This is a genomic window from Streptomyces curacoi, assembly GCF_001513975.1.
In the GTDB taxonomy this organism is placed as follows: Bacteria; Actinomycetota; Actinomycetes; order Streptomycetales; family Streptomycetaceae; genus Streptomyces; species Streptomyces curacoi.
This window is the reverse complement of record NZ_KQ947987.1, coordinates 583,099-596,030: the sequence shown is the minus strand read 5'-3', so window position 1 is coordinate 596,030 and position 12,932 is coordinate 583,099. Positions and strand designations below refer to the sequence as shown.

The 12,932-nt window shown below is 69.5% G+C and carries 9 protein-coding genes; 3 read left to right on the top strand and 6 right to left on the bottom strand.

Annotation, left to right across the window (positions count from 1 at the left end; translation table 11 throughout):
* Positions 1-3: 3 nt before the first annotated feature.
* From AQI70_RS16040 to lanKC, 5 genes are all read right to left on the bottom strand, one after another.
* A complete protein-coding gene (locus AQI70_RS16040) occupies positions 4-1,632 on the bottom strand; it encodes an ABC transporter ATP-binding protein (protein WP_159042666.1) in 1,629 nt (542 codons plus the stop codon).
* A gap of 115 nt (positions 1,633-1,747) precedes the next feature.
* On the bottom strand, positions 1,748-3,544 hold the full coding sequence (locus AQI70_RS16035) for an ATP-binding cassette domain-containing protein (protein WP_062149638.1): 1,797 nt from the start codon (positions 3,542-3,544) through the stop codon (positions 1,748-1,750).
* A gap of 413 nt (positions 3,545-3,957) precedes the next feature.
* Complete coding sequence (locus AQI70_RS38550; protein WP_107116997.1) at positions 3,958-4,068, bottom strand: SapB/AmfS family lanthipeptide; 111 nt, start codon at positions 4,066-4,068, stop codon at positions 3,958-3,960.
* 88 nt (positions 4,069-4,156) lie between these two features.
* Positions 4,157-4,270 (bottom strand): SapB/AmfS family lanthipeptide, encoded by a 114-nt coding sequence (locus tag AQI70_RS38545; RefSeq protein ID WP_107116996.1) that lies wholly within the window; start codon positions 4,268-4,270, stop codon positions 4,157-4,159.
* A 35-nt stretch (positions 4,271-4,305) separates the two neighbouring features.
* Entirely contained in the window at positions 4,306-6,852 is a 2,547-nt protein-coding gene (gene lanKC, locus AQI70_RS16030) for a class III lanthionine synthetase LanKC (RefSeq protein ID WP_062149635.1), read from the bottom strand.
* Between the two features lie 304 nt (positions 6,853-7,156).
* Here lanKC and AQI70_RS16025 point away from each other — a divergent pair, with 304 nt between their 5' ends.
* The 3 genes from AQI70_RS16025 to AQI70_RS16015 all read left to right on the top strand — a co-directional run bounded on the left by AQI70_RS16025 (position 7,157) and on the right by AQI70_RS16015 (position 9,427).
* Positions 7,157-7,792 (top strand): response regulator, encoded by a 636-nt coding sequence (locus AQI70_RS16025; RefSeq protein ID WP_062149632.1) that lies wholly within the window; start codon positions 7,157-7,159, stop codon positions 7,790-7,792.
* Positions 7,793-7,829: 37 nt separating this feature from the next.
* On the top strand, positions 7,830-8,927 hold the full coding sequence (locus tag AQI70_RS16020) for a sensor histidine kinase (protein ID WP_244181652.1): 1,098 nt from the start codon (positions 7,830-7,832) through the stop codon (positions 8,925-8,927).
* 260 nt (positions 8,928-9,187) lie between these two features.
* Positions 9,188-9,427: a hypothetical protein gene (locus AQI70_RS16015; RefSeq protein ID WP_062149627.1), complete on the top strand. Its 240-nt coding sequence runs from the start codon at positions 9,188-9,190 to the stop codon at positions 9,425-9,427.
* Positions 9,428-9,769: 342 nt separating this feature from the next.
* On the opposite strand, the gene AQI70_RS16010 is transcribed toward AQI70_RS16015, so the two are convergent.
* The gene (locus AQI70_RS16010; protein WP_062149624.1) at positions 9,770-12,703 is read right to left on the bottom strand and encodes a glycoside hydrolase family 32 protein; all 2,934 of its coding nucleotides are present in this window, start codon (positions 12,701-12,703) and stop codon (positions 9,770-9,772) included.
* Positions 12,704-12,932 lie beyond the last annotated feature (229 nt).

The following is a 12,932-nucleotide window of genomic DNA, read 5'->3' as shown; positions in this document are numbered from 1 at the left end:
GGGTTACAGGGTGACGGGGGTGGGCTTGTGGTCGGGCGGCGTGGTGGTGCCGTGCCAGTGGCCGACGAGGTCGGCGTAGAGCGGTGAGCGCTTGAGCAACTCGTCGTGGGTCCCGATGTCGGCGCGCTCTGCGTCCAGGACGAGGATGGCGTCGGCGCGCATGGCGGAGCTGATGCGGTGGGCGATCACCACGACCGTTCCGCCGCGCGCGTACACGGCCTGCTCGGCGCGGGCTTCGGCATCAGCGTCGAGGGCGCTGGTCGCCTCGTCGAGGACGATGACCGGTGCGGCTTGCAGGTCGGCACGGGCCAGCGCGATCAGCTGGCGCTCTCCGGCGGACAGGCTGTTCGGGTCGAATGGCGTGTCGTTTCCGCCGAGCCGTTCCGCCAGGGGGCCCAACCGGAAGCGGGAGAGCGCGGTGTCGAGGTCGTGGTCGGTGGTGTGGGGGGCGAGGTAGGTGAGGTTGTCGCGCAGCGTTCCGGCGAATACGTAAGCGTCCTGCGGTACCACCGCGATGTGATCGCGCCGGGCTTGTCCGCTCAGCGTGTTCACTGGCACGCCGCCCAGGAGCACATGGCCGGTGTCAGGGGTGAGGGCACCGGTGATGAGATCAGCGAGGGTGGACTTGCCGACACCGCTGGGGCCCACGACCGCGAGGCGGCTGCCGGGCTCCAGACGCAGGCTCAAGGCGTCGATCACACGAGCGTGCGGCCCGTAGCCGAAGGAGACATCCCGCAGCTCCAGATCGCTCCCCCGTGGAGCCTGGGGCGGCTTGGTGCCGTGTGCACGGGAAGCCGGCCGGGAGCCGGCGGCGGCCACCTTCTGCATGACAACGGCCAGCTTCAGGCCGGAGGAGCCGACGGCAGACACGAACTGGCGCAAGGCCGGAGCGATGCCGCTGAGGATGTAGGCTCCGGCGCCAAGCAGAGCTCCGGCGGTGATGCCGTGGCCTGTGAGGCTGCCGGCGGCGGCGATGAGCAGCAGCGGCGGCAGGTGCAGCCCGATTGCCACAGCGGCCGTGCGCAGAGCCTGTGCCCTGGCCAGCGCCCGCTCACAGTCGGCCTGCCGCTCCACAGCGTCGAGCACGTCGGCGGCAACGCGGTCCTCGGCGCCGCACGCGATGGCGTCACGGGTGCCTTCCACCGCCCAGGTCGTGATCGCCGCAACCTCTTCCTCGGCATACAGCACCTTGCGCTGACGGGAGTAGAGCACCGGGACAAGCGCGGTGACCAGGGCCAGTGCGGCAAGGACCGGAACGATGATCAGGGCGGCCAGCAGCGGGTGGAGGGCCAACAGCCCGAGCGTGGCTGCGACGGTGGTGAAAACGAGGGACAGCGCCGAGGCCAGCAGCCCGCCCACCAGGTCGCGTACCACCTCGATCTGCCCGGCAAGCCGTGCCACCGCCGAGGAGCCGGTCCGGTGGGGGCTGTCGACAGCGCCGTGAATCTCGGCAGTGATCACCCTGCGCATCAGCCGGTCCCGCAGGGGCTCGACGATCTGTGTCAGGGAACGAAGCGTATGGCGGGTGGCAAGGGCGCCGAGGACGAAGGCGGCCATGGCCAGGACCAGATAGGCGACGCCGTCCCGTGGGGTGCCGGCGAGAAACCCCCGGTCGCTGGCGAGGCGGATCATATGTCCCTGCACCAGGACGGGCAGCACGGACAGCGCTGACCAGCCGGCCAGGCGGCACAGGGCCCCACGGTCGGTGGTGACTTCCTTCCACACGGGGCCGTGGGTGGCGGCGAGTTCAGGCGACATGGGTGTACTCCTTGCGGGGCGCATGGTGCTGTCCGGCAGGCGGCGGTGCGGCGGGGCCGGGTTCCTGAGTGGGCTGGAAGACGGCTCGGTACGCGGGTTCGGCCCACAGGTCCTGGTGGGGTGCCACGGCACGGATGCGGCCCTCTTCGAGCCAGGCCACCAGGTCGGCACGGGCGGCCGTGGCCGGTCGCCGGGCGATCAGCAGCCGGGTGCGCCGCAGCGCAGGATCATCAAGTGCCTGGTGCACCTCGTGCTCGGTGGCGGTGTCCAGACTGGAGGTGGCGTCGTCCAGGATGAGCAGCCTGGCGTTGCGGGCGAAGGCGCGGGCCAACCCCAGGCGCTGGGTCTCTCCGCCGGACAGCGGTGTGTGGCGGATGACGTTGTCGTACCCGGCAGGCAGCCGCTTGATGAAACCGTCGGCGCGAGCGGCCCGCGCCCCGGCCCTCACGTGCCGGGCTGAGGCCGGCTCGGAGCCCAGGCCGATCGCGCCGGCGACGGTGCCGCCCAGCAACACCGGGCGCGCGAAGGCGTAGCTGACCGCTGAGCGCAGTGCCTGCCGGGACAGCAACTGCATGGGTACGCCGTCCATCAGCACGGTGCCGTGGCTGGGTTCCAGAAGACGTCCGGCGACAGCGGCCAGAGCCGACTTCCCCGATCCGGTACGCCCCACCAGTGCCACGGAGGAGCCTGCCGGCACGTCCAGGTCGACGTCGCGCAGTACGCGTCGCCCGTCGACGTCCACGGTGACCTCGCGTAGCCGGAGGCTGCCGTGCCCGGGGCGGAGGTCCTGGTGGCCGTAGGAGTGTCCCGGCAGGCTGAGGAGGTCGGCGATGCGGCCGGTGGCGGCCCGCGCCCGGGCCAGCCGGGCCAGCAGCCGCGAGTGGTCCAGCGCGCCGAGGACCAGCCCGGCGTAGGAGACGACGGCGGCCAGCTGACCGGGGGTGACCCGGCCGGCGCTGACACCGAAACCAGCGACCGCCAGGACCGAGAGGGACACGAAGGGGCCCAGCAGCGTCGCCTGCCAGGAAACCCTGGCCAGCATGGCCCACATCGAGGCACCCGCGCGATGCAGATCCGCAAGCGGCACCAGCGTGCGCTCCACTTCCTGCTCCGCGGTGTCGCAGGCCCGGATGGTACGGGCGCCACGCAGGGCGTCGAGGAGTCGGCTCATGATGTCGCCCTGCAGCAGCTGGTAGTCACCAGCGAGCTCCGCAGTGCCGCGGACAAAGGTACGCATCATCACGACGGCCACCGGCAAGGCGACCAGAACCGTCAACGGCAGCCACAGATCGATCAGCCCAAGCGCGACAAGGCCGCCGACGGCCCCCAGTAGGGACGTCACCGTGCGAGCAAACGCCACGGCGCTCCCTGCGGTGTCCCCGGCGCCGGCCACCATGCGTGTCACGACATCCCCTGGGCGATGCCGGCGAGTGAGACCCGCTCCCGCACACAGCCAGTGGCGCACGGCACGTCGCCGCAGTTCGGCAACGCCTGCCGCGGAGGTGTAGGGGTCGGCGAACTGGATGGCGACCTCGGATGAGGCGGCCAGGACCAGCGTGCCCGCCAGCAGGATCAAGGAGGTGGCCGTCTGGCGGCCATGGATCACGCTGTCCAGCGCGTGAGCCAGCGCCAGCGGCAGCACCAGGTCCGACACGAGCTCCAGCAGCAGGGCTGCCACCAGGGCAGCCAAGGCGGTCCGGCGACGGCTGACCGACTGCCACAGCAGCCGGTCGCCGGTACGCCTGGTGCGGCGCTCAGACGACGTCGGGAGGGGATTGCGGGCCATGAGGGATTACCTTCGGTGTGTGCGCGGCCAGTCAGCGCGGGGCACGCGGGCTTTTACAGGGCGAGGCGACGGCGGGAAGCAGCCAGGGCGGGGGCGCGCGCCTTCAGCCGGGCCCTCAGTTTCTTCGTGGCATCCACTCGCGCTGCGGCAGTGCGTCCTGGAAGCAGGCATCGGGTAGGTCTCCTGCGCTCTTCGGTGTCAGTCGGGCATTCAGCAGGGCCGGGGCAGTGCGAGCGCACCGCCCCGGGCCGAGGGGCGATCAGCAGCCGTTGCTCCAGTAGCTGGTGAAGCAGACGTAGCTGTTGCTGCTGGTCGCGGGCACCTGCTCCCGCTGTGAAACGGTCAGGGTCTGCAAATCAAGCACGGACATTTCGTTTGTCTCCGTCAGAAGTGGGTGGCGTGAGCTTGGCGGGTCAGCAGTTGATGCTCCACGAGCTGGCACAGACCCAGCTCTGCGTGCTGCCGCCGCCGGGAAGGGCGTCGGTCTCGGGGGACGGCAGGGTCTGCAGGTCGAGAACTGTCATGGTGGAGTTCCTTTCATGGAGTGTGGGGTGGGGTGGGGTGCCGGTGGGCGGCGCAGGTGGCCGCCCACCGAAGCGAGTACGCGGCAGGTCAGAAGCAGCCGGTGCTCACGAAGCTGCCGCAGACCCAGCTCTGCGTGCTGCCGCCGCCAGGCAGGGCGTCGGTCTCCGGGGACGGCAGGGTCTGCAGGTCGAGAACGGTCATGGTTGTTTCTCCTTGTTGGGTGTCGCTCCGGCTGGTCAGCCGGAGGTCTGTGTGCTGACCGGGGGCGGCAGGAACGGCAGGGCGGGGCTGCCCGTACGGACGGCGTCGATGCCCAGCAGTACGCCGGCGGCTCCGGTAGCAAGATCTGTGGAGAGCCGCAGCAATTGCTCGCCCGGGAAGGCGATGTGGCTCTCGTGCGGGATGGCCTGAAGGACCAGCAGGCGCATGAGGCGGTCGATGGCCCCATCGTGTGCGCTGGTCGCCTCTCTGACGCGTTCACGCGTCAGGAGGAAGAGGATTCCGGCGGCTCCGTTGAAAAGGTTCGGCTGGATGTAGAACTCGTAGTGGGCGGCTTTGACGATCTGCTCCAACGCGACCCGGAATTCTTCATCGTCGTGGTGGGACAGGTAATCCTGAAGAACCATGCCGAGGCCGGCACTGCCGGTGGCCAGGTAAGGCAGCACCCTGAAGCCCTCGTCCACTTCGAGGGTTGCGTACGGAGTAAGGGCGCACCCGGCCAGGTCCATGCGCAGGGCGCGTGCCGCGAGGCCGAGATAGTCGTGATCGCCCGTTGCCTCATGGAGGCGCAGGAACAGCAGCGCAGGTCCGCTCCAGCCACGCATCAACCCCGCCTGGCCGACGAGCTGTGAGGCGCTCGGGGGTGTGCTGGGCAGCACTGATGCCAGGTGCTCGCCCACGTTGACCGCGCGCTTGTGCAGATCGGCGTCGCCGTTGCGCTGCGCGAAGTGCAGCAGGTTCAGGCCGATACCGGACAGGCCGCCGCGCAAGTCGATGCCGGGATGGCGGATCGGCCTGTTCAGCGCCCTGTCCAGCAGGGACAGGGCCTCGCCTTCGTGGCCGAGGTGGTCCAGCACGTAGGCGATGCCGTGCAGCCCGTCGTAGAAACCGAGCTGTGACTCCGCCACTTCTCGTACCTGGCTGATCAGCCACTGCTCGTGTTCCTCGTGTCGACCGTGACCGGTTTGGGCGAGCGCGTACAGCACTCCGGCCACGCCGTGCGCAACGTTGAGCCCTCCCGTGGTGAACTGCTCGATGTCGCCGGGGAAGAGCCGGTCGTCGCGCTCCGGGGTGGCGCTGGCGAGTATGCCGGCAGCGATAGACGGCGTGGCCTCGGAAAAGTCCCGGCCCCACGTGGCGTACACACCTGTGCCGCCCTCGGTGATCCCATGGCTGAGCTTCTGTGTGAGTCGCCTGATGTAGTCGTCCGGGACCGGAAAGCGGTCCTGGATCGCCCGTGCAAGCTGCAGTGCCTTGGCGCGCGAGAGGTCCAGCAGAGAGGTCAGGGGGTAGAACATGTGCAGGCCCAGGCAGGCCAGCAGCCAGTCGTCGACCGCGACGCCGGACAGGTGCGGCGGCGGGTAGAAGCCCGGCGCACCCTGGGCCGGGCGGTGGTGCGGATCGTCGATACCCGCGAACTCGAAGTCGATGAAGACCACGCTGCCGTCGGGGCTCACCATGATGTTGTGCGGATGGATGTCGCCGAGGACGACACCACGCGCGTGGATGTCTTGAAGACCGCGTTCGAGCTGGTCGTACACATTCAGCGCCCAGGCGGTGTATTCCGGGTCGCGCTGGTCGGCGCCGTCCAGACCCAGCAGCGGGGTGCGGGTGATCATCTCCTTCCACAGGGTCGTGCCTTCGATGAACTCGCTGGCGACGAAGTGGTGTTCCCAGCACGTCAGGTAGTCGTAGTACTCAGGCGTGCAGGACAGTCCGGACAGGCGTCGCAATACGGCGGCCTCATGCTTGAGGCGGGTGACCGCCTCAACGCCGAGCATGTCCAGCCCCGCATACGGGCGGGCTTCCTTCAACGCGACCGTGCGGCCAGTGCTGGCCTCGGTGGCACGGTAGACACCACCCCCGTTGGAAAAGTGCAGTGCGGCCTCCGGCCGGAAGGGAAACTCCGCCGGCCGCGCCATGTCCGCCTGCTGTCGGCGAAGGAAGTCCGGCACGTCCACCCACGACGGCGGCGCGAAGACGGGCTCACGCTCGTCCGGGACCAACTCACCGTCGGGATTCTCGATAGCCAGAACCGGCTTCCCTGCGGAGTCGTGTGCGAAGCGCTGCGCGAACCCGCCGTACCGCACATACAGCGGACCGTTGCGCCAGCGCAGGTCGCTGAGGATATGCGGCCCCTTTTCTCCGTCGAGAATGTCTCCCAGCTCGTTCAGGGTCGTGCGCAGCCCCTCCTCGTCGAGGGGGTATATTGCGATGAATTTTCCGCTGGAGCCGCGGTGGGCGTATTTATGGTTCTGCTGGTGAAGGGCTACCGGGCCGGAAAGGAACTTGAACGCGGTGTTCGTACTGATGCAGTATTCCGCGGTTGCCTTGAGGATTCGCTCGGCGTTCTCATGGGTTGCCGATACGTGGACCTTCCAGCCCTGTACGGGGAGGGCGGCATCGGAAGGCTGGACGACCGTCCACTGGCTCAGTGTATTCCTCTCCCAGTCTTCGGGAATGGCCACCAGCTCTTCGTAGGAACGGATTGCGCGGCGCTTGGCGGGCTTGTCGTAGAAAGGGTTGCCCTGCTGGGCGTACTCTGCATAACGAGCAGCTTCCACGGTTTTCCTCTCGGGGTTTTCGGGTGACGCGGCCGGAAGGTCGCGCCACGCTGCAAACCCCGCTAACAGTGTTCTCGGGGTGCGGCGCCTTGCCGACATCCAAAACTTTCCCCGAATTCCCTTCCCGGCGGACCCGACTGCCGTCTGTAATCGCCCCCGCCAGACGGCGGGGGCGCTCCCCGCCCTCTCGCAGGTGATCGCGCCGTTTGCGACATACAGTGATGATGTGGCTCCTGACAACGAAGAAAAGGCAATCCGCGTAGTCGTCGTCGATGACGAGCAGCTGGTCCGTTCCGGACTGCGGATGATCTTGGGCGCTGCTGCCGACATCGAGGTCGTCGCCGACTGCGGCGGCGCGCAGGCCGTGGAAACAGTCCTCGCACACCGTCCAGACGTCGTGATGCTGGACATTCGCATGCCCGACGTCGACGGGCTGACCGTGCTGAACCGTCTGAAGACCGCGCTGCCCGGCGCGCAGATGCCGGCGGTCACCATGCTCACCACCTTCGACACGGACGAATACCTGGCAACCGCCCTGCGCGACGGCGCGGCCGGCTTCCTGCTCAAGGACACCGATCCCGAGCAGCTGGCCCAGGCGGTCCGGATCCTGGCAGCCGGCGGCGGCGCTCTGGACCCGACAGTCACCCGGACCGTGATCGGCGGCTACGTCGAGGGAGCCGACGACTCACAGCAGGCCAGACGTGCCGTCAGCGGGCTCACCAACCGCGAGCGGGAAGTGCTGAGCCTGCTCGGTCAGGGCCTGTCGAACGCCACCATCGCTGCGCGTATGCATCTCGCGCACGGCACCGTCAAAGATCACGTCAGCGCGATCCTCAGCAAACTCGGCGGACTCAACCGCGTGCAGGCTGCCGTGCTTGCCGAGCGGGCAGGTCTGGTCACGGACGGCCCCAACCGCCCAGGGGCGCGGCGTGAAGGGTGAAACAAGATCCAGACCGCTGTGGATCACCTTCGGCCCCGTGGTCGCCGCAGCCGCCGACGCCGCGGTGGCCACGGCACCGATGTCCCCCGCGCCATGGGCCGCCTCCTACGTTGCGGTAGCCGCTCTGCTCGGTCGCCTCCGGACGCCCTTGAGTGTCCTGCTCATCACCTGGCCTGGCGTGTTCATGGGCAGTTCGTGGCTCGCCGGGCTGATCGCTCTTTACACCGTGGCTCGGCTGCGGTCAGACCGTCGCCTGCTGGTCCTGTGCACGCTTCTCGTCGCCACCGGGAACTTCCTGCCCTACCCCTTGAGCATGGGCGAGCTTGCTTATCGAGCCACAGACTTTTCTTCGATCGAAAATGCCGTGGGTACCCCCATGGCTGCGGCAGCACTAGGACGCGCCATCGCACTGCGCAGCGAACTCGCCGCACGCCTGCACGAGCTGACCGAGGGACGAGCCCGCGAACACCGCCTTCTGTCCGAGCAAGTACTCGCCGCCGAGCGGGCGCAGCTGGCGCGAGAAATGCACGACGTCGTCGCCCACCAGGTCAGCCTCATCAGCCTCCAGGCCGGCGCACTGCGAACGAACACCACCGACCCCGCCACCAAGGACACCGCGAACACCATCCGTACCCTGGCCGTCCGCACCCTGGACGAGCTGCGCCACATGGTGGGCGTACTTCGCGCCGCGGGCGGCACAAGCGGGGAGCTCACACCCCAGCCGCGGCTGACGGACCTGCCCCGCCTCATCAGCGAAAGCGAACTCGACATCGACGCCGAAATCGACGAGCAGGCATGCACCCGCTGCCACGAGACGGTCGAGCGAGCTGCCTTCCGTATCGTCCAGGAAGCGCTCACCAACGTACGCAAGCACGCACCCGGCGCGAAGGTCCAGGTCCGCGTACGGCAGGAGAACGACGAACTGCAAGTCGAAATCCACAACGGCCCCGCCGACCCCGCAGCCGTTCCACTACAGCTGCCCAGCGGCGGCCACGGCCTGGTCGGCCTCAGCGAACGAGTTCACCTCCTGGGCGGCTTCTTCACCGCCGGGCCCCGAGCCGACGGCGGATTTGTGGTAACCGCCACCCTGCCCACTGACATGCCGTTGATCACCCAGCCCTCGACCCGCGGGTGATCCCGCCTGGCCCACTGCCCGCCCCATGCGCCTCCAAAGACCACCGAGAGCGCCGGGCGCTGCCTGTCTCCCGGTCCCTGGACAGCCGTGGCCGGACCGCGGTCCCGCCGACCGGCGGGGGGCCATCACGGACAGCCGACGGATCCCCACCGGTGCGGGACCGAGAAGAATCGAAGACATTCCAAGCCTCGACCCCCACCTGGTGACCTGAGCCGCGCAAGCTCCGCCCGGCGGCCGGCGTCACAGTCGCAAGGTGCCTCATGAACGAGTGGATTGTCACCATCCCCACCGTCAGCGCCAGCACCCCGAACACCGAGCCGACGTGCGGTAGCCAGAGCTGGATGATCCGGGCCCACCTGCCGTGGCACGCTCGTGAGCTCGCCCTGACCGCTGCGGCCACCGAGAAGGCCGTACGCCGCCGCCGCGGAGCCACCCTGGACATCACAGGCATGAATGTCGCCCGACGCGCGCGGACATGGTTTGCGCACAACATCCTGTAAGTAGGTGTGAACTCTGGCCGTGGGTCGCGTAGGGCTGGACGATCTGGGGCGTGGGGGCTGTGGAACGTCTGCTCAGACCGATGCCGGGTGCGGACTTGCCGCCAGCGGCAGGCGTCACGGAACAGTGGTTGCTGCCCCCCCCGGTTCACGCCCTGCCTCCCCGTATCGCACCCGCGCCACCGTGGACGGTGACCGATGGCGGCTGCACCAGCGACAGCCAGGGCGACGTGTGACGAGTCGGCGGCGCACACCCGATCGCACCGCCTCGCATGGCCTTCGTCGTGGGCGGCTTCGCCTGCTTCGCCGTGGGACGTTCACCAGAAGCGCGGCTCACCCTCCGCGTCAGTCACGGCGCACGGGAACATTGACGTCGTCCACGTTGATGTGGCCCCACCCGCCGGTGGCCCGGTCGACGACCTCGACGTAGACCCGCTCGCCGATATGGGCGGACAGGTCGAGGACGACGCGGCGGTACTGTTCGACGCCGCGGCCGGTCGCCTTGGCCAGGACCTTGCCGTCGTCGGCGCGGACGACGGCCGCGTAGCAGCGGTCGGGGTCGTTGCCGCCGGAGACGAGCAGGTCGACCATGCCGTCTCCGCCGAGGACCACGGTGGCGGAGCGGAGCACTCCGGTGGCGTCGTCGCCGCCCGCGTCCGGGTTGAAGCCCCACAGGTGGTGGCCGGACACGTCGTCCGCCGTCTCGGCCTGGTAGAAGGGGCCGCCCCAGTCCCAGTCGGTGCGGGTGGTCACGTTGGCGTCGCTGAAGGTCGTGCCGGAGACGACGGTCCATCCGGTGAGGTCGCCGGTGGCGAAGTCGTGGTTGGGGAGGGCGTCGACGTCCGTCGGGCGCGGCGGGTCGTAGGCGGCGGGAGCGACGGGCGTGTCGTAGGCGCCGTTCATGCGCCAGACGTCCAGCTCCAGGACGTGGGCTGCGCCTCCCCGCGCGGTCAGACGCAGGCCGGTGGCGTCTGCCCGGGTGGGGTAGACGCGGCTGGTGAGGCTGTTGGTCCCGTTGACGTACGCCTCCAGCATCGAGCGGTCCAGCAGGACGCGCAGTCGCAGCCGCCCGCCGTCCAGTTCGACGGTTCCCCCGTGCACCCCCTTGCGTACGTCGGGGTCGAGGCTGGAGCGGCCGCGGTCGATCCAGAAGCGGCGCTCGGCGGTGTCGTAGCAGAGCAGGGTCTCCTCCGTGCCGTCGGCGCAGGCGCGGACCGCCAGCGTGATCCGCTCGGCGCCGCGCGGCTCGATGACGGCGCTGATGTCCAGCAGGTCACCCGAGATCTCGGTGAGACTCCGGTTCGCTTCCTCGACGGAGGCCCGCCGGACCCGGGCCAGCCTCTCGCCCCGGAGGCCGGCCGCCTCGGCGATCGGTTCGACGCCGAGGGTGCCGTCCTGCCGCAGGAAGACGCTGACGGGCATCCCGGCGTTGTGCGCCCAGCCGGACTGGGCGTGCTGCTGTTCGCTGCGGCGGTCCTGGGTGATGCTGAAGAGCACGGACCGGCCGTCGGGGGTGACGAAGCCGGACGGTCCGGTGAAGTGCTCGCCGAAGTCGAACTCGCGGGGCTCCTCGTGGTCCGGCACGAAGCGGCACTCGCGCTTGTCGAAGGTGCCGATCCAGTAGTACGTGTGCTTGACGGCGCTCGGGTGGAACGACTCCCACCACGGGCTGACGAGCAGGATGTGCTTGCCGGTGCGTCCGCCCCGGGGGCCGGGGAGCGGGAGGAGTACCGGCAGCTCCCACGCCTCGCCGGGCTCGGGCACCGTGGCGAGGTCGTTCCAGTACAGGGGGCCGCGGTGGGTCCAGGGGCCCTCGGGTCTGCGGGCGGTGTGCACGAGGGCGGTTCCGCCGTACTTCCTGGTGACCCGCGTGCCGTCGTAGTCGACGATGCCGCTGCCGACCAGCTGGTACCAGACGCCGTCCTCCTCCCAGACGAACGGGTCGCGGAAGTTCTCCGCCCACGCGGTGCCGGGGCCGGCCGGCAGACCCGCCGGTGCCTCGGTGACCGGCTCGGACCTCATCGTCCAGGTGGGCAGGTCCGTGTCTCCGTCGGCCTGGTAGGACGACACGGCGAGCCCGGTGCGCTGGCGGTACGGCAGCCGGTCGTCGCCGCCGGTGAAGAACAGCACCGGCCCTCGGTCGCCGTCGACGTGGGCCGAGCCGGACCAGATCCCGTCCGGTCCGACCGAGTCCGCGGCGGGCGCGAGGGCCATGGGCAGGTCGCGCCAGTGCACCAGGTCGGTGCTGACCGCGTGTCCCCAGTGGATCTGGCCCCAGTACGGGCCGAACGGATCGTGCTGGTAGAAGATGTGGTACTTGCCCTTGAAGTACACGGGCGCGTGCGGCTCGTTCATCCAGTGCCAGGGCGGCAGCATGTGGAACTGGGGGCGGTGCCGGTCGCCGTCGAAACGGGTCCGGTGGTGGGTCAGGTCCGGCCGGGGGGTCTGCCCGCCCGGGAGGGCCGCGATCGTGTCGGCGTGCTCCCGCTGCGCCGTCGGGTCGTCCAGGGTGCCCGGGCGGATCACGAGGCTGTCCATCAGCCCCATGTACATGTTGGCGTGGAACTCGCCGTTCAGCAGCGTGGCCCGGTTGTGGCGGCCGATGAGCAGGGGCTCGTCCGGGGCCGGTACGGGCGTCTTGTCCGGGGTGGCGGCGGTGCCGATCGGACGGCCGTCGCGGTAGAGGCGCAGTTGCCGGGCGGCCGGGTCGTAGGTGGCCGTGACATGGGTCCACCTGTGCTTGGCGGCCGGCCGGTCCGGGGCTCCCCTGACCTCGACCAGTTCGGTCCCGAAGCCGAGTTGGAACACGATCTGCCCGAAGCGGCGCAGGCCGAGCAGGAAGCCGGTCCTGGCGTCCGGGTCGTGCTGGTTGACGAGGGCCTGAGGCTTGCCGTCGATGCCGTGCTCGCAGGCGTACGGGGCGATCCACACGTCGATGGTCATGCCGTCGGCGGGGTCGAGCGCGCCGGGGCTCTGGGCGGTGACGACGGTGGAGTAGCCGTCGAAGTACAGCGCCCGGCCGCTCACTCCGCGGCGCCTCACGGGGTCGCTGTCGGGTTTGTAGCGGGCGTCGTCGAAGACGTAGCCGATGGGGTCGGCGGAGCCGGAGACCGCCTCGCGGGTGACCGTGCCGGTGCGCTCGTCGAAGTCCCAGCGGGCGGTGGGGCTCTGGGGCCCACGCCCGCCCTGGGCTGCGGCGGGAGCGGAGGCGAACGAGAGCGGTACGACGGCGCCGCCGATGGCGGCGGAGACGACAGTGAGGGCTGTTCTTCTCCTCATGGCTGGCTCCTGGGTGGCTCACGGGCAGGCCTGACGCCGTGCCAAATCGGTTTAGTCGATGGCTCGGCATCGTTGGCGCGCCGCTCCTGCTAACGCAAGAGCTAATGCATGTCGAGTTACCCCGGCGTGACCTCAAGACCTCAATGAACCCGCACATATCAGCACTGTTCGCCCTGGGGCATATCCGCAGGGTTGACATCGGGCGACGGGCGCATCACTCTCGTCGCAA

What these genes read in the sequence shown, in the direction of transcription:
- AQI70_RS16040 (WP_159042666.1), bottom strand. Translation starts at nt 1,632, where the DNA reads ATGATCCGCCTCGCCAGCGACCGGGGGTTTCTCGCCGGCACCCCACGG.
- AQI70_RS16035 (WP_062149638.1), bottom strand. Translation starts at nt 3,544, where the DNA reads ATGGCCCGCAATCCCCTCCCGACGTCGTCTGAGCGCCGCACCAGGCGT.
- AQI70_RS38550 (WP_107116997.1), bottom strand. Translation starts at nt 4,068, where the DNA reads ATGACAGTTCTCGACCTGCAGACCCTGCCGTCCCCCGAGACCGACGCC.
- AQI70_RS38545 (WP_107116996.1), bottom strand. Translation starts at nt 4,270, where the DNA reads ATGACCGTTCTCGACCTGCAGACCCTGCCGTCCCCGGAGACCGACGCC.
- AQI70_RS16025 (WP_062149632.1), top strand. Translation starts at nt 7,157, where the DNA reads ATGATCTTGGGCGCTGCTGCCGACATCGAGGTCGTCGCCGACTGCGGC.
- AQI70_RS16015 (WP_062149627.1), top strand. Translation starts at nt 9,188, where the DNA reads ATGAACGAGTGGATTGTCACCATCCCCACCGTCAGCGCCAGCACCCCG.
- AQI70_RS16010 (WP_062149624.1), bottom strand. Translation starts at nt 12,703, where the DNA reads ATGAGGAGAAGAACAGCCCTCACTGTCGTCTCCGCCGCCATCGGCGGC.